Genomic DNA, 16,636 nt, shown 5'->3' with positions numbered 1-16,636 from the left:
TTACTCGGCTGCCTCGGCCGGCACGTCGCCCGGCTTCGGCTTGTTGTTGATGAGCTCGACGTTGAGGCCGAGCGAGCGCATTTCCTTGACGAGCACGTTGAAGCTCTCCGGGATGCCCGCTTCGAAGTTGTCTTCGCCGCGCACGATCGACTCGTAGACCTTGGTGCGGCCCGCGACGTCGTCCGACTTCACCGTCAGCATCTCCTGCAGCGTGTAGGCGGCGCCGTACGCTTCGAGCGCCCAGACCTCCATCTCGCCGAAGCGCTGGCCGCCGAACTGCGCCTTGCCGCCGAGCGGCTGCTGGGTGACCAGCGAGTAGGGGCCGATCGAGCGGGCGTGGATCTTGTCGTCCACGAGGTGGTGCAGCTTCAGCATGTAGATGTAGCCCATCGTCACCTTGCGGTCGAAAGGCTCACCGGTACGGCCGTCATAGAGCGTGGACTGACCCGACGAGTGCAGCCCGGCCTGCTCCAGGAGCCGCTCGATGTCCGACTCCTTGGCGCCGTTGAAGACCGGGGTCGCGATCGGCACGCCGCGGCGCAGGTTCTGGCCCATCTCGACCAGCTCGGCGTCGTCCATCGAGGCGATGATCTCGTTGTCCTCGTAGACGGCGTCGAAGGAGGCCCGCAGCGCCTTGGAATCATGCGCCTTGCGATAGGCGTCGAGCGCCTTGCCGATCTGCTTGCCGAGACCGGCGGCAGCCCAGCCCAGATGGGTCTCCAGGATCTGCCCGACGTTCATGCGCGAGGGCACGCCCAGCGGGTTCAGCACGATGTCCGCATGGGTGCCGTCCTCGAGGAACGGCATGTCCTCCGCCGGCACGATGCGCGAGACGACGCCCTTGTTGCCGTGGCGGCCGGCCATCTTGTCGCCCGGCTGGATCTTGCGCTTCACCGCGACGAAGACCTTGACCATCTTCATCACGCCGGGCGGCAGCTCGTCGCCGCGCTGCAGCTTCTCGACCTTGTCGAGGAAGCGCTGCTCGAGGCGCTTCTTCGACTCGTCGTACTGCTTACGCATCGCCTCGATTTCGGTCATCAGGGCGTCGTCCGCCGTGGCGAACAGCCACCACTGCGAGCGCGGGAATTCGCTCATCACCTCGCGGGTGATGACCGTGTCCTTCTTGAAGCCCTTGGGACCGGCGAGGCCGGTCTTGCCGGTCAGGATCTCGGCCAAGCGCGCGAAGGTGTTGCGGTCCAGGATCGCCTGCTCGTCGTCACGGTCCTTGGCGAGACGCTCGATCTCCTCGCGCTCGATCGCCTGGGCGCGCTCGTCCTTGTCGACGCCATGGCGGTTGAACACCCGGACCTCGACGATCGTGCCCTGCACGCCCGGCGGGACGCGCAGCGAGGTGTCGCGGACGTCCGAAGCCTTCTCGCCGAAAATGGCGCGCAGCAGCTTCTCTTCCGGCGTCATCGGGCTCTCGCCCTTCGGCGTGATCTTGCCGACGAGAATGTCGCCCGCCGCAACCTCGGCGCCGATATAGACGATGCCGGCTTCGTCGAGGTTCTTCAGCGCCTCTTCCGAGACGTTCGGAATGTCGCGCGTGATTTCCTCAGGGCCCAGCTTGGTGTCGCGGGCCATGACCTCGAATTCCTCGATATGGATCGAGGTGAAGATGTCGTCCGAGACGATCTTCTCCGAGAGCAGGATCGAGTCCTCGAAGTTGTAGCCATTCCACGGCATGAACGCGACCAGCACGTTGCGGCCGAGCGCGAGCTCGCCGAACTCGGTCGACGGGCCGTCGGCGACGATGTCACCCTTCTTGATGACATCACCGACGCGCACCAGCGGACGCTGCGTGATGCAGGTCGACTGGTTCGAGCGCTGGAACTTCTGCAGACGGTAGATGTCGACGCCCGGCTTGGTCGGGTCCATCTCGTCCGAAGCGCGGATGACGATACGGGTCGCGTCGACCTGGTCGACGATGCCGGCGCGGCGGGCCGCGATGGCAGCGCCGGAGTCACGGGCAACCGCCGCCTCCATGCCGGTGCCGACGAAAGGCGCGTCGGCGCGAACCAGCGGCACCGCCTGGCGCTGCATGTTCGAGCCCATCAGCGCGCGGTTGGCGTCGTCGTTCTCGAGGAACGGGATCAGCGCCGCAGCGACCGAGACGACCTGCTTGGGCGAGACATCCATGAAGTCGACCTTGTCGACCGGCACGACGATGACTTCACCGGCGCGGCGGCAGACGATCAGGTCGTCGGTAAGACGACCTTCCTTGTCGACGGCGGCGTTGGCCTGGGCGACGTTGTACTTCGCCTCCTCCATCGCCGAGAGATAGATGATCTCGTCGGTCTGCTTGCCGTCGCGGATGCGCCGGTACGGGCTCTCGATGAAGCCGTACTTGTTGACGCGCGCGAAAGTCGCGAGCGAGTTGATCAGGCCGATATTCGGGCCTTCCGGCGTCTCGATCGGGCAGATGCGGCCATAATGCGTGGTGTGGACGTCGCGCACCTCGAAGCCGGCGCGCTCACGGGTCAGGCCGCCCGGGCCAAGCGCCGAGAGACGGCGCTTGTGGGTGACTTCCGAGAGCGGGTTGGTCTGGTCCATGAACTGCGAGAGCTGCGACGAGCCGAAGAACTCGCGCACGGCGGCAGCCGCGGGCTTCGCGTTGATCAGGTCCTGCGGCATCACCGTGTCGATGTCGACCGAGGACATGCGCTCCTTGATGGCGCGCTCCATGCGCAGGAGGCCCAGACGGTACTGGTTCTCCATCAGCTCGCCGACCGAGCGCACGCGCCGGTTACCGAGATGGTCGATGTCGTCGATCTCGCCCTTGCCGTCGCGCAGGTCGACCAGTGCCTTGACGACCGCGAAGATGTCTTCCTTGCGCAGGATGCGCACGGTGTCCTCGGCGTCGAGGTCGAGGCGCATGTTCATCTTGACGCGGCCGACGGCCGAGAGGTCGTAGCGCTCCGAGTCGAAGAACAGCGACTGGAACATGTTCTCGGCGGTCTCGAGCGTCGGCGGCTCGCCGGGACGCATGACGCGATAGATGTCGAACAGCGCCTCTTCGCGGCGCGAGTTCTTGTCGACGCCGAGCGTGTTGCGGATGTAGGGGCCGACCGTGATGTGGTCGATGTCCAGCACCGGGATCTCGGTGTAGCCCTTGTTGATCAGGTCGATCAGGTTGCCCTTGACCTCGCCGGTCTTCGGGTCCGCAGCCATATTCAATTCTTCGCCGGCCTCGGCATGAACTTCGCCGGTGCTGGGATCGACGAGATCCTCGGCAACGTATTGGCCGACGAGATCCTCGTTCGTGGCGCGCAGGAACTTCAGGCCTTTGTCGGCGAGCTGGCGGGCGGTGCGCGCGACCAGCTTCTTGCCGGCCTCGATCACGACTTCGCCGGTGTCGGCGTCGATCATGTCGACGCTCGCCTTGAAGCCCTTCATGCGCTCGGCGTCGTACGGGACGCGCCAGCCCTTGTCGTCGCGGACATACTCGACGCGGTTGTAGAAGCGCTTGAGAATCTCTTCGCCGTCCATGCCGAGGGCGAACAGCAGCGAGGTGACCGGAATCTTACGCTTGCGGTCGATACGGGCGTAGACGATGTCCTTGGCGTCGAACTCGATGTCGAGCCAGGAGCCGCGATAGGGGATGATGCGGGCGGCGAAGAGCAGCTTGCCCGAGGAATGGGTCTTGCCCTTGTCGTGATCGAAGAACACGCCCGGCGAGCGATGCATCTGCGAGACGATGACGCGCTCGGTGCCGTTGACGATGAAGGTGCCGTTGTCCGTCATGAGCGGCATTTCGCCCATGTAGACATCCTGCTCCTTGATGTCCTTGACCGACTTCGCCTGGGTGTCCGGGTCGATGTCGAACACGATCAGGCGCAGCGTCACCTTGAGCGGCGCCGAGAAAGTCATGCCGCGCTGGCGGCACTCATCGACATCGTACTTCGGCGGCTCGAAGGTGTACTTGACGAACTCCAGCAGCGACGCGCCCGAGAAGTCGCCAATCGGGAACACCGACTTGAAGACCGACTGCAGGCCCTCATCGCCGCGGCCGCCCTTGGGTTCCTCGACCATCAGGAACTGGTCGTAGGACGCCTTCTGAACCTCGATGAGGTTCGGCATCTCCGCCACTTCCTTGAGCTTGCCGAAGAACTTGCGGACGCGCCTGCGACCCTGGAGGGAAGTTACCATCATGTTCCTCGCAATCTCGGACGGCTCACCCGGTGGTCCGGGGAAAAGGCGGTCAGGCCGCCGGGTGAGCCGCTCGGCACTCTCGGGCGCCGACATTCAACTGGATCGACCTGCACCGCACTTGCGGGAAGTCTTGAGTACGCGTCGCCCCTTCCGGAAACGACGCAACAGCCCCGGAGGCGGCGAGCCGCCCCGGGACTGTCCTTGTCGACTAGAGACGGACCGGCATCAGCCGGCCCGGGCTCACTTGAGCTCGACCTTGGCGCCGACGGCCTCGAGCTGCTTCTTGAGCTTCTCGGCCTCGTCCTTGCCAACGGCTTCCTTGACCGGCTTCGGAGCGGCCTCGACCAGATCCTTGGCCTCCTTGAGGCCGAGGCCGGTGATGGCGCGGACTTCCTTGATCACCTCGATCTTCTTGTCGCCGGCGGCGGCAAGAACGACGGTGAACTCGGTCTGCTCTTCGACAGCGGCAGCGGCAGCGCCACCAGCAGCCGGACCGGCGGAAACGGCGACAGCGGCGGCAGCCGAGACGCCCCACTTCTCCTCGAGCAACTTGGCGAGGTCAGCAGCCTCGAGAACGGTGAGCGACGAGAGTTCGTCGACGAGCTTGGCGAGATCGGCCATGGTTTAAGTTCCTGATGTAAGAGGTTCGAACGATTAAGGGTTGTCGGCTGCTCAGGCAGCGTCCTTGTCGGCATATGCCTGGAACACGCGCGCGAGCTTTGCAGCAGGCGCGGTCGAGAGCTGGGCGATCTTGGTCGCAGGGGCCTGCAGGAGGCCGAGCAACTTGGCGCGCAGTTCGTCGAGCGAGGGCATCGTGGCCAAAGCCTTGACACCATCGGGGTTCAGGGCGGTCGTGCCCATCGCGCCGCCGAGGATGACGAGCTTGTCGTTCTCCTTGGCGAAGGCGGTGGCGACCTTCGGCGCCGCGACCGGATCGCTGGAATAGGCGATCAGGGTGGGACCCGTCAGCAGCTTGCTGATGGACGCGACGTCGGTGCCTTCAAGAGCGATCTTGGCCAGCCGGTTCTTTGCGACCTTCACGGTGGCGCCATTGGCCTTCATCTCGCGACGAAGCTTCTGGAACTGGGCCACCGTCAAACCCGCATAGTGGGCCACGACAACGACCGACGTCTTCGAGAAGACATCGTTCAGTGTCGCGACGGCATCAGATTTTGCCGTTCTATCCACTGGGCTCTCTCCGGTAGGCGACAGGTTTTAAGGCCCGCCGCCAGTTGCACGTGCCGCTCTCGGAAGTGACCGGTTGACACCGACCCCTCGCCGGAGCGACGCTCAGTGCCCTGTCCCCTGCCATGGCCGAAGCCGTGATCGGGCGAGATGGTTCGAACCTCGTTCGGCGCCCTTCGGCACCGGAAGAGTTCTTGCACCGTCTATGCAGGCCTCTTGGCGAAATTATGCCCTCTGGCCGGAGCCAAAGGCGCACCTGCAGTCTCAGACAGGACTGGATGCCCGGCCTTCGGAGATCACCCCCCTTCAGGCCAAACACCCATTTTTTCGGCGGCGAACCGCCAAAAAACGCGAAATGGACCTCCTCGTGCCAAGCACGCGGAAGCCCCGTCACTTATGGAAACACGGAGGAGGATATAGACCCTCCTCCGACTTCTGCCAAGTGCTAATCCCTGCGGTGAAGCGCAAGGCGGGGCTGCAACCGCCGAGACGGCGGTTGCAAAGCGCAATCAGCCGCCGAGGACGGTGTTCGGCTCGATCTTGACGCCCGGACCCATGGTCGAGGAGATCGCGACGCGCTGGATATAGGTGCCCTTGGCGCCGGCCGGCTTCGCCTTCGAGACCGAATCGACGAAGGCCTTGATGTTCTCGCCGAGCTTGTCGGCGTCGAACGAAGCCTTGCCGACGGCGGCGTGGACGATGCCCGCCTTCTCGACGCGGAACTCGACCGAGCCGCCCTTCGAGGCGGCGACGGCGGCGGTCAGGTCCATGGTGACCGTGCCGACGCGCGGGTTCGGCATCAGGCCGCGCGGGCCCAGCACCTTACCGAGGCGGCCGACCAGGCCCATCATGTCCGGGGTCGCGATGCAGCGGTCGAAATTGATTTCGCCCTTCTGCACGGTCTCGACCAGGTCCTCGGCGCCGACGATGTCGGCCCCGGCCTTCTTGGCCTCCTCGGCCTTGGCGCCGCGGGCGAAGACGGCGACGCGCAGCGTGCGGCCTGAGCCATTCGGCAGATTGCAGACGCCGCGGACCATCTGGTCGGCGTGACGCGGATCGACGCCGAGATTCATCGCGATCTCGACGGTCTCGTCGAACTTGGCGTTCGCGCGGGCCTTGACCATCGCGACGGCCTCGGCGAGCGGGTAGAGCTTGATGCGGTCAACGCCTTCACGGCCTTTGACGACGCGCTTTCCGACATGTGCCATTGTCAGTTCCCCCTCAGCCCACGACTTCCAGGCCCATGGAACGGGCCGAGCCACGGATCATCGCCACCGCCGAATCGACGCTGTCGCAGTTGAGATCGGCCATTTTCTTCTCGGCGATCTCCTTGAGCTGAGCCGACGTGACCTTGCCGACATTGCCGCCCTTGCCCGGGGTCTTCGAACCCGAGGTCAGGCCAGCAGCCTTCTTCAGCCAGTACGAGACCGGCGGCTGCTTCATCTCGAAGGTGAAGGAGCGGTCCTGATACGCGGTGATGATCACCGGGATCGGCATGCCCTTTTCCATCTGCGCGGTCTTCGCATTGAAGGCCTTGCAGAATTCCATGATGTTGAGGCCGCGCTGACCCAGCGCGGGACCGATCGGCGGCGACGGATTGGCCGCGCCCGCCGGAACCTGAAGCTTCACGTAACCCGTGATCTTCTTAGCCATGATGGCTGCTCCTGTCGCTCGTCCCGGTGCCGACCGGAACGACGACGCCCCGCCCGCGAGCTGCTATCGCTCCGGATCGGGGTGTTGCAGGGCGTGGTGCGGCGTGAACTTCCGGCTGGCTGACCGGCACGCCTCCCACGCATGTGAGGGCCGCCCTATGGCACAGGGCGCGCCGAAAGGGAAGCCCCGGAAGGACTTGGGCGCTGCGGACGACGTGTCGCAGGCGCAAGCCGCTGCGCCTCGCGCGCCAGGATGCTGTCAGCGTCGAGCTCGCGGATCGGCCGATCGAGCTCGCGCGGCACGTCCCCCGCGAGCTGCAGCATCAGGTAACGGCCGCAGCAGACGCGCAGGAAGGAGGCGAAGTTCTCGCCATCGCCATGCGTCTCGATCAGCTCGCCATGGAGCTTGGCCAGGAGCTGACCGAGGCTCATCCCGTCACGCGCCGCGATTTCCTCGAGCACGCGCCAATACAGGTTCTCGAGCCGCACGCTGGTCGAGAAGCCGTTGAGCCGCACCGATTTCAGGCGCGTGCGCCAGAGATCGGCATCGGCGCTGATGAAGAGCTTGCACATGGCGCCCTCCCCGCGCGCAGTTGCCGCGCATCATACAGTGACGGCGGAGCGAAGCGAGACCTCGCCCGCTTCAGGCGGCCTGCCGCAGCGCGCCATGGCTGATCTGCGTTCCGAGCACCGTAAGGAACTGGGCAATCCAGGCTGGGTGCGCCGGCCAGGCGGGCGCGGTCACCAGATTGCCGTCGGTCGTCGCCGCGTCGATCGCGATGTCGGCGTAGCGCCCGCCGGCGAGCTCCACCTCGGGACTGCAGGCCGGATAGGCCGAGCAGCTGCGCCCCTGCAGGACACCGGCGGCGGCGAGGATCTGCGCGCCATGGCAGATCGCCGCGACCGGCTTGTTCGCCTCGAAGAAGTGCCTGGTGACCGCGATCACCTGCTTGTTCAGGCGCAGATATTCAGGCGCCCGCCCGCCGGGCAGCACCAGCGCGTCATAGCTCGCCGCATCGACCTCGGCGAAGCTGGCGTTGAGCGCGAAGTTGTGGCCACGCTTTTCCGAATAGGTCTGCTGGCCCTCGAAATCATGGATCGAGGTCGCAACGCTGTCGCCCTTCGCCTTGTCGGGGCAGACGGCATCGACCTTGTGGCCAACCGCGAGCAGGGCCTGGAACGGCACCATGATCTCATAGTCCTCGCCGAAATCGCCGACGATCATCAAAATGCGCTTGCCGGTCATCTTGTCCTCCCTGGCACCCTGTTTCGGGTGGCCAGGAAGCATAGGCGCCGCCGGGGTGGCGTGGGTGTTAACCGGTTAACGCAAGCTCAGCCGGCCTTGGCGTCCCGCGTCAGATAATCGCCGAGCGCCACACCGATATGGATGACGACGAGCGCGATCAGCCCGAAGGCGAGCCAGGCATGGCTCGTCAGCAAAAGGTCGGCATGGCCCATCTCCTCCGGCCATATCGCCGGGAGCGAGAGGCCGAATAGCAGCTGCCGTGCGCCGAAGGCGGAAACGCCAGCCCAGCCCAGAAGCGGCACCACCAGCAGTGCAAGATACAGCAGCGCATGCACCGGCCGGCTCGCCGCGCCCTTGCGCCAGCGCGCCGTGAGCTGCGCGAACAGGCGATAGGCGATCCGGATCAACACGAGGCCGAGCAGCAAGGCGCCTGCGGTCTTGTGACAGAGATAGAGGGTGTCGGCCGCCCGCCCCTCGCCGATCTGTTTCATCATCACGCCACTGGCGAACAGCGTCAGCACCAATGCCGCAGTCAACCAGTGCAAGATCTGCGCGATGGCCGGCAGTGGTGGCCGCGCCGCTGCGCCCGCTTCCGCCTCGGAGATCGCCATGGTCATGCGGCCAGGTCCTTGCGCGCGATGAAGCCCTCGACAGCCTGCCGCAACTCCGCCGCCTGCCGGTCGAGATCGGCGGAGGCCGCCGTGACCGAGCCGGCGGTCTGACGCCAGCTCGCCAGCGTGCCGGCGAGTTGCTCGACCTGCTCGGCGACGAGCCTGACGTCACCGGCGGTTCGCGACGTCGTCTCGCTGATCGAGCGCGAGCCGACATCCTGGCGAGCGGTCACTTCAGCGATCGAGAGTGCCGCCTTGTCGACCTTCTCGACCGAGGTCACCAGGGCGCCGATCCGCAAGGTGATGCGCTGCGCCGCGACGGTGATCTGGTTCAGCCCTGTGCGAACATCGTCGGTCGCCTCGGCCGTGCGGTGCGCGAGCTGCTTGACCTCGCCGGCGACGACCGCAAAGCCCCTGCCCGCCTCGCCGGCCCGTGCCGCCTCGATGGTGGCGTTCAGCGCCAGCAGATTGGTCTGGCTGGCGACGGTGCCGATGATGTCGATGACCTGCACGATCTTGCCGACCGCATCGCTCAGCTCGACCGTATCGGCCGTCGCCTGATCGACCAGCGCCTTTGCGGCATCGGCGACTTCGGAGGTCCGCCAGGCCTCGCCTGCCGCCGTCGCCAGCAGCGTCGACACTTCCGCGATCGCGCCGGCGACATGATCGACATGCTCGGAGACACGCTGCGTCGACTGCGTGGCCGCGCCGGCCCGCTCGTCGACGAGACCTGAGAGCTCTGCAAATTCTCCGGCGGCCTGCGACAGCCGGGCTGCATGCTGCTCCAGCGCCTGGGCGATCGCGGCGATCCGTTCCTGGAAAACTGCATTGCGGGCCTGGGCAGCTTCCTGGCGCGCGACTTCGCCCGAAAGCGCGTCCAGTCGCGTCTGGGCGGCGTCCTGCTCAGCCTGTAGCCCACGCCGATGCGCCAGCAAGGCGCGGCCGAGCATGCCGATTTCGTCGCGCCGCATCGCGAGCTTGTCGAGCCCCCGTCCCTCTTGCCGATTCTCGGCCAGGGCTCGCGCCATGCCGGAGATCGGGCGAACCAGCCAGTTATGCTCGAGCACCACGATGAAGACGAGGCTGAACAGCCCGAGCAGCGAGAGCAGAGCCTTGTTCTGATGGGCGCTCTCGACATGGTGCGACAGGCTCGCGCTCAGCCGGCCGATCTCCTCGCCGAGCCCGCGCCGCAAGGCCGAGCGCTTGTCCGCGATCACCCTGAGCTCGGCCCGGGCAGTGGGGATGTCGGCGGCTTGACGCATCGCCGTGGCGCGAGCCGCAACCTCCTGCGTATCGGCCTGCAGTCTGCCCTCGAGCCGGGTGGCGATGTCTTCGGCTGCGATCGCGAGCACCTCGAGATCGGACGGTTCCGCGCGGTTGCCCGAGAAGATCGCGATGCTGATGCGCTCGAAGACCATGGTCGTCGCTTCGAGGCGACGGGCGAGATCGCTCTGCGCCTCCAGGGCTTGCGTGAAGCCGTGCAGCTTGCGCGAGCCGACCAGCTCGGTCGCGACATAAAGACAGGACAGCGCGCCGAGGAGCACGCCCCACAGCGCCAGGCGCTGCCCGACCGTCGCCTTGAATGTCCTGGGAAACATACCCGCCCACGCCAAAAGCCGGCGGGACATTGCCATACACGCCTGAAGGAGGCGTTAACTACGAAATCACGCAAAAAGGGTGCCGTCTCCGGCACCCTTCAGCAAACGATCGATATGTCCAGGCGTCAGAGCTTTTCGACCTGGCTGTATTCGAGCTCGACCGGCGTGGCGCGGCCAAAGATCGAGACCGCGACCTTGAGACGGGCACGGGCATGGTCGACATCCTCGACGACGCCGTTGAACGAGGCGAACGGCCCATCGGCAACCTTCACCTGCTCGCCGACTTCGAACACCACCGTCGGCTTCGGCCGCTCGATGCCCTCGGCGACCTGGCCCTTGATCCGCAACGCCTCGTTCTCGGGGATCGGCATCGGCTTGGCCTTGTCGGCGCCGAGGAAGCCGGTGACCTTGGGCGTGTTCTTGATGAGGTGATAGACCTCGTCGGTCATCTCGCACTTCACCAAGACATAGCCCGGGAAGAACTTGCGCTCTGTGTCGACCTTGCGGCCGCGGCGGACCTCGACGACCTTCTCGGTCGGAACCAGCACTTCCTCGAACTTGTCAGCGAGATTGCGCTGCGCCGCCTGATCCTTGATCGACTGCGCGACCTTGTTCTCGAAGTTGGAATAGGCGTGGACGATGTACCAGCGGGTGCTCACGTTCTTATTGCCTTCGTTCAGCGTGCGCCGAGGATGAGGCCGAGACCCCAGCGGATCACCGTGTCGGTGAAGAGGAAGAACAGGCTGGACATCAGCACCATCAGCAGCACGAGGCCGGTGGTGATCAGCGTCTCGCGGCGCGAGGGCCAGGTCACCTTGGCGGCTTCGCTGCGCACCTCCTGCAGGAACTGGAAGGGATTCGTCTTCGCCATCGGGCTCGTCACCTCGGTTCCGGATCATCGCGAAAAGGCGGCGATTCGGCGGTCCTGAAAGATTCGCGGCGCGGGGCCCAGGGAGCCGCGCGCCGTCGTTAAGGGCTTCTTACAACGCGATTGCCCGCTCGCCAAGCGGTTTTAAAACCGCCCGGCTCAGGGCCGCTCCGCCGCGATCAGCAGGAAGGCCGGCCGCTCGCGCTCCCTGGCCCAGTCCGGCTCGGCTGCGATCTGCTCAGGCGTCGGTCCCCATTCCTCGACATGCCGCAATCGCAGGCCGAGCCCGATCAGCAGGTTGAGATAGGTCGCGAGCGTGCGGTGCTGTTTCACCACGCCATCGGCCAGCCAGTCGGTGATGCGCCGGCCTTCGTCGAGATAGGCCCCGACCGGCCAGACCGGCAGGCCCGATTCATCCTGCGACCAGCCCTGATGACGCGGCGCCGTCATGATCGGATGCTCGACCGAGAAGACGAAGCGCCCGCCCGGCTTCAGCGCCCTCTGGATGCGGCCGAAGACGGCTGGTAGCTCGGCAAGGTAGTGGAACGCGAGCGAGGAATAGATCAGGTCGAAGCGCACCGCCGCCGGCGCATAGGTCTCCAGATCGGCCTGCTCGTAGCGAACGCTGGCCGAACTCGTCTCCGCCCTCGCCCGCGCCAGCATGCGCTCGGAGACATCGACGCCGACGACCTCCGCCGCGCCCTCGCCAGCCGCGAAGCGGCAGAACCAGCCGAATCCGCAGCCGAGATCGAGCACGATTGCTCCGGCGAGCGGCGGCAGCAATGCGCGCAACGCCGGCCATTCCGGCGCGCCATCGAGCCCGCGGAGCGAGCGTGGCAGCTGGCTGTAATTCTGGAAGAAGCCGACGTCGTCGTAGATGTTCTGGGTCATCGCAGATCGAACGGATGACTGGCAGGGGCGGTAGGGCTCGAACCTACGACACCCGGTTTTGGAGACCGGTACTCTACCAACTGAGCTACACCCCTGTAGCGTCGGTTGCTTAGCCCGAACCTTGCGGCCTTTTCAAGTCGAAATCGCAACCGACTCGTTCGAAGTTGACTCATATCCTCAGCTGGTCACGGCAAGGCCGTGCAGATTCAGCAGAATTCGCCGAACGTAGCTCGCGAATGAGTTGGCTCTGGAAGCGGCCACTCAACGATAAAGGGCGGCGCTAACGCCGCCCTCCCGAACCATGCCCCGGGCCAGTCGCTTATTTCGGCAGGCGCGCGATGATCTTCTGCCGGCCGTCGACGACCTCCGCGAGGAAGCTCTCGCGCTGGACGTCGCCCTTCGCGTCAAAGGTGGTCTCCATCAGGATGCCGGGCTCCTCTTCCGGCTTGATCGTGGCGCCGTGCAGCGTCGCGGCGATCTTGGTCGGCTCGAACTTGCCGAGCTTCTCGGTCGCCCATTTCACGGCATGGACGGCCATGTAGCCCTTGATGCCGTTATGATCGGGCACGAATTTGAAGCGCGCCTCGAAGCGCTTGCCGAACTCCTGCAAGGCCGGGATCGGCGCATCGACGGTCTGGCCGACATGGCCGCGCACGCCGTCGGCGGCCTTGCCGGCGAGCTCGATCACCTTCTGGCTCAGGATCGTGGTCTCGCCGATCACCGGCTTGCCGACGTTCTGGTCGCGCATCGCCACCAGCAGCCGGGCACTCTCCTCCTCGTTCAGGTAGACGAAGACGGCATCGGCATTGGCGTTCTTGATCTTGATCGCGTCGGCGGCGAAATCGGCCTGGCCCTGCTCGGTCGAGAGATCGACCGAGACCGCGATGTCACGGCTCTTCAGCTCCTTGAGGATGGCTTCGTGCCCGCCCTTGCCGAAGTCGTTGTTGACCCAGACGACCGCGACCGACTTCGCCTTGACCTCGTCCTTGAGATAGGCGGCGATCTTGGGCATCGCCGCCGACTGGCTGAGCGAGGTCCGGAAGATGAAGGGGTTGCCCTGGGCCGTGTAGGACGTGCCGTCGCCGGCCGCGAGCTGGGCGATCTCGGCCCGTTGCGCGATCTGCATCGAGGCCATGATCGAGCCGGTATAGACCGGGCCCAGCACGGCATGAGTGCCCTCGTCGATCGCGCGCTGCACGGCGGCGCGGGCATTGGCCGGATTGGTCTGCGTGTCATAGGCGACGAGATCGATCTTGCGGCCGAGAATGCCGCCCTTGGCATTGAGCTCCTCGATTGCCAGCTCGATGCCGCTCTTCCAGTTGGTGCCGGCGGTCGCTCCCGGCCCGGAAAGCTCGGCGATGGTGACGAGCTTCACCTTGTCCTGTGCCGCCACCGGCGTCGCAGCCAGCGCGAGCGCCAGGGCCGCAGCTTTAAGAGCATTATTCATGACGCCTCCTCCCGAGGTTCGATGGGCCGTTTGCGGCTCTCGTCCGGAGCATAGTCTCTAGGACACTGTATGCAAGATCATTTGGCGCTGGAAGCGCTCCGTCGCAGCGTCCCGTCAGGCCGGAACGCCGCCGCGGCGCAGCACATCGGCATAGGCGTCCCACGCCCGCATGATGTGTCGATGCAGGACGGCGTCGAGATCGGCCAGGCGGCCGGCAGCGAAGGTTTCGACCATCAGGCGATGCTCGGCCATGGAGCGCTCCTGCTCGCCCTCCAGCGGCACCGAGAGATGCGTGCGCAGCGCCGCGACCCGGCCGGAGACGCCGCGATAGGCGTTGCCGAGGTAGCGATTGCCACAATGCTGGAAGAAGATCTCGTGGAAGACGGTATCGGCCCGGGCATAGTCGTGGCGCGTGCCGCCCGCCTGCGTCGCCTCCATCGCGGTGAGCGCCTCGTTCATCGCGGCGAGCGCGGCCGCGCGCGCCTTGGCCATGCATTCGCGCAGGGCCTGCGTCTCCAGCATGAAGCGGAAGACGCAGAGCTCGGCGACGTCCTCCTCGGTCGGCGCGAAGACGAAGGTGCCCTTCTTCGGCACGATCGTCACCAGCCCCTGCAGCTGCAATCGCGCCAGCGCCTCGCGCACCGGCGTGCGGCTAACGCCCAGCGCCTCGCTCAGCGCTTCCTCGGACAGTGTCTCGCCGAGGCGCATCTCGGCGTTGACGATCGCGTTACGCAGCCGCTCCTCGACGATCGCGACCAGCGATTTCGGCTGTTCGACCCGAAGATCAGGCATAGTGCTCGCGTCCCAGAAAGGCCTCGTAGCTCGGCAGGTCGAGCATGGTGGACTCCAGCGCCCGCGTCGTGCCGGCGCGCTTCAGCTCACGCGCGAAGGCCGCCATCATGTGAGCGTAGGCCAGGGTCGACGACACCGGATAGCTCAGCACCTTGAAGCCAAGGCGCCCGAAATCCTCGGCCGTCAGCGGCGGCACCCTGCCCTCGACATAGTTGAACATCAGCGGCGCCTCGATCTCGCGCAGCGCCCGCTTCATCTCGTCCTCGGATTGCAGCATCTCCAGCAGCACGAGATCGGCGCCGGCCTGCGCATAAGCCTTGCCGCGCGAGATCGCCTCGTCGAGGCCGAGCGGCAAACGCGCATCCGAGCGGCCGATGATCAGGAAATCGGGATCGCGCCGCGTCGCCACCGCGATGCGGATCTTCTCGGCATGCTCCTCGGGCGTCACCAGCGCCAGCCCCTTCATCGCGCCGCAGCGCTTGGGCGTGACCTGGTCCTCGAGATGGATCGCGGCGACGCCCGCAGCCTCGTATTCGGCGACGGTGCGGGCGACGTTGTTGAGGTTGCCATAGCCGGTGTCGGCGTCGGCGATCAGCGGCACCTTGATCGCCGCGGCCAGGGCGCGGCCGCGCGCCACCATCTCGGTCATCGTCAGGAGGCCGATATCGGGCGCGCCGATCAGGCTGGCCGACAGACCGTTGCCGGTCATGTAGACCGCCTCGAACCCGGCCTGCTCGATCGCCCGTGCGCCGATGGCATCATGGCAGCCGGGCGCGACGACGAGGCCGGGCTGGCGCAGCCTGTCGGCAAGCGAATGACGGGGACTCATCGCGACCTCCAGTCCGTATGCAAGATACAGGGAAGCTGGCACGGCGCGCGCTGCGGCGCCAGTCCCCAACTCCACCGCCAACGGACTGGCACCAGAATCAGAAAGGGCGGCGTTGCCGCCGCCCTTTCCATATCTCCGGACTGAACCGGTGATCAGGCGATGATCGTTGCGACGACGCCGGCGCCGACGGTGCGTCCGCCTTCGCGGATGGCGAAGCGCAGCTTCTCTTCCATCGCGATCGGCACGATCAGGTGCACTTCCATGGCGATGTTGTCGCCAGGCATCACCATCTCGGTGCCCTCGGGCAGGTGCACCACGCCGGTCACGTCCGTCGTGCGGAAGTAGAACTGCGGGCGGTAGTTGGTGAAGAACGGGGTGTGGCGACCGCCCTCCTCCTTGGTCAGGATGTAGGCCTCGGCCTTGAACTTGGTATGCGGCTTCACCGAGCCCGGCTTGCACAGCACCTGGCCGCGCTCGACGTCCTCGCGCTTGGTGCCGCGCAGCAGCGCGCCGATGTTGTCGCCGGCCTGGCCCTGGTCGAGCAGCTTGCGGAACATCTCGACGCCGGTCACGGTCGTCTTCACCGTGTCCTTCAGCCCGACGATCTCGATTTCCTCGCCGACCTTGACGATGCCGCGCTCGACGCGGCCGGTCACAACCGTGCCACGACCCGAGATCGAGAACACGTCCTCGACCGGCATCAGGAAGGGCTGGTCGATCGGGCGCTCGGGCTGCGGGATGTAGGCGTCGACCGTCTTCATCAGCGCGATCACCGCGTCATGCCCGATCTCCGGGGTGACGCCGTCCAGCGCAGCCTTGGCCGAGCCCTTGGTGATCGGGATGTCGTCGCCCGGGAAGTCGTACTTCGACAGGAGCTCGCGGATCTCCATCTCGACCAGCTCGAGCAACTCGGCGTCGTCGACGAGATCGACCTTGTTCATGAACACCACCAGCGCGGGAACGCCGACCTGGCGCGCCAAGAGGATGTGCTCGCGGGTCTGCGGCATCGGGCCGTCGGCAGCCGACACCACCAGGATCGCGCCGTCCATCTGCGCCGCGCCGGTGATCATGTTCTTCACATAGTCGGCGTGCCCGGGGCAGTCGACGTGGGCATAGTGCCGGGCCGAGGTCTCGTATTCGACGTGAGCCGTCGAGATCGTGATGCCGCGGGCCTTCTCCTCGGGCGCCTTGTCGATCTGGTCATACGCCGTGAACGACGCGCCGCCAGACTCCGCCAGAACCTTCGTGATCGCAGCCGTCAATGACGTCTTGCCATGGTCAACGTGACCAATCGTGCCAATGTTGCAGTGCGGCTTCGTCCGAGCAAACTTCTCTTTGGCCATGACACCTTAGTTCCTGACGACG

The 16,636-nt window shown here is 65.8% G+C and carries 16 protein-coding genes and 1 tRNA gene; all 17 read right to left on the bottom strand.

Annotation, left to right across the window (positions count from 1 at the left end; all coding sequences use genetic code 11):
* The 17 genes from rpoB to tuf all read right to left on the bottom strand — a co-directional run bounded on the left by rpoB (window position 1) and on the right by tuf (window position 16,614).
* Complete coding sequence (gene rpoB / locus BLM15_RS03710; RefSeq protein WP_126110503.1) at window positions 1–4,149, bottom strand: DNA-directed RNA polymerase subunit beta; 4,149 nt, start codon at window positions 4,147–4,149, stop codon at window positions 1–3.
* A 243-nt stretch (window positions 4,150–4,392) separates the two neighbouring features.
* On the bottom strand, window positions 4,393–4,773 hold the full coding sequence (gene rplL, locus BLM15_RS03705) for a 50S ribosomal protein L7/L12 (protein ID WP_126110501.1): 381 nt from the start codon (window positions 4,771–4,773) through the stop codon (window positions 4,393–4,395).
* A 51-nt stretch (window positions 4,774–4,824) separates the two neighbouring features.
* Window positions 4,825–5,340, bottom strand: coding sequence for a 50S ribosomal protein L10 (gene rplJ, locus BLM15_RS03700; RefSeq protein ID WP_126110499.1), 516 nt, complete (start codon window positions 5,338–5,340; stop codon window positions 4,825–4,827).
* 506 nt (window positions 5,341–5,846) lie between these two features.
* Window positions 5,847–6,545, bottom strand: a complete 699-nt coding sequence (rplA, locus tag BLM15_RS03695; protein ID WP_057189971.1) for a 50S ribosomal protein L1 — start codon at window positions 6,543–6,545, stop codon at window positions 5,847–5,849.
* Between the two features lie 13 nt (window positions 6,546–6,558).
* Window positions 6,559–6,990, bottom strand: a complete 432-nt coding sequence (gene rplK, locus BLM15_RS03690; RefSeq protein ID WP_126110497.1) for a 50S ribosomal protein L11 — start codon at window positions 6,988–6,990, stop codon at window positions 6,559–6,561.
* A 155-nt stretch (window positions 6,991–7,145) separates the two neighbouring features.
* On the bottom strand, window positions 7,146–7,562 hold the full coding sequence (locus tag BLM15_RS03685; RefSeq protein WP_126110495.1) for a ribbon-helix-helix domain-containing protein: 417 nt from the start codon (window positions 7,560–7,562) through the stop codon (window positions 7,146–7,148).
* Between the two features lie 70 nt (window positions 7,563–7,632).
* Complete coding sequence (locus BLM15_RS03680; RefSeq protein ID WP_126110493.1) at window positions 7,633–8,235, bottom strand: DJ-1/PfpI family protein; 603 nt, start codon at window positions 8,233–8,235, stop codon at window positions 7,633–7,635.
* Between the two features lie 86 nt (window positions 8,236–8,321).
* Window positions 8,322–8,852: a cytochrome b gene (locus BLM15_RS03675; RefSeq protein WP_126110491.1), complete on the bottom strand. Its 531-nt coding sequence runs from the start codon at window positions 8,850–8,852 to the stop codon at window positions 8,322–8,324.
* Entirely contained in the window at window positions 8,849–10,444 is a 1,596-nt protein-coding gene (locus BLM15_RS03670) for a methyl-accepting chemotaxis protein (protein ID WP_164547391.1), read from the bottom strand. Before BLM15_RS03670 ends, BLM15_RS03675 begins: the two co-directional genes overlap by 4 nt.
* A 125-nt stretch (window positions 10,445–10,569) precedes the next feature.
* Complete coding sequence (gene nusG / locus BLM15_RS03665) at window positions 10,570–11,103, bottom strand: transcription termination/antitermination protein NusG (RefSeq protein WP_126110475.1); 534 nt, start codon at window positions 11,101–11,103, stop codon at window positions 10,570–10,572.
* A 17-nt stretch (window positions 11,104–11,120) separates the two neighbouring features.
* Window positions 11,121–11,315: a preprotein translocase subunit SecE gene (secE, locus tag BLM15_RS03660; RefSeq protein WP_057189978.1), complete on the bottom strand. Its 195-nt coding sequence runs from the start codon at window positions 11,313–11,315 to the stop codon at window positions 11,121–11,123.
* 156 nt (window positions 11,316–11,471) lie between these two features.
* On the bottom strand, window positions 11,472–12,203 hold the full coding sequence (locus tag BLM15_RS03655; RefSeq protein ID WP_126110473.1) for a class I SAM-dependent methyltransferase: 732 nt from the start codon (window positions 12,201–12,203) through the stop codon (window positions 11,472–11,474).
* A 19-nt stretch (window positions 12,204–12,222) separates the two neighbouring features.
* Window positions 12,223–12,298: transfer RNA gene (locus BLM15_RS03650), tRNA-Trp, on the bottom strand.
* 224 nt (window positions 12,299–12,522) lie between these two features.
* Complete coding sequence (locus tag BLM15_RS03645) at window positions 12,523–13,650, bottom strand: ABC transporter substrate-binding protein (RefSeq protein ID WP_126110471.1); 1,128 nt, start codon at window positions 13,648–13,650, stop codon at window positions 12,523–12,525.
* A 114-nt stretch (window positions 13,651–13,764) separates the two neighbouring features.
* Window positions 13,765–14,442 carry a GntR family transcriptional regulator gene (locus tag BLM15_RS03640; RefSeq protein ID WP_126110469.1) on the bottom strand — a complete coding sequence of 226 codons (678 nt, stop codon included), beginning with the start codon at window positions 14,440–14,442 and terminating at the stop codon, window positions 13,765–13,767.
* On the bottom strand, window positions 14,435–15,271 hold the full coding sequence (locus BLM15_RS03635; protein ID WP_126110467.1) for an isocitrate lyase/PEP mutase family protein: 837 nt from the start codon (window positions 15,269–15,271) through the stop codon (window positions 14,435–14,437). Before BLM15_RS03635 ends, BLM15_RS03640 begins: the two co-directional genes overlap by 8 nt.
* Before the next feature lie 152 nt (window positions 15,272–15,423).
* Entirely contained in the window at window positions 15,424–16,614 is a 1,191-nt protein-coding gene (gene tuf, locus BLM15_RS03630; RefSeq protein WP_126110465.1) for an elongation factor Tu, read from the bottom strand.
* Between the last annotated feature and the right edge of the window lie 22 nt (window positions 16,615–16,636).

It is taken from the genome of Bosea sp. Tri-49, assembly GCF_003952665.1.
Lineage (GTDB): Bacteria > Pseudomonadota > Alphaproteobacteria > Rhizobiales > Beijerinckiaceae > Allobosea.
This window is presented reverse-complemented; position numbering and strand designations above follow the sequence as displayed.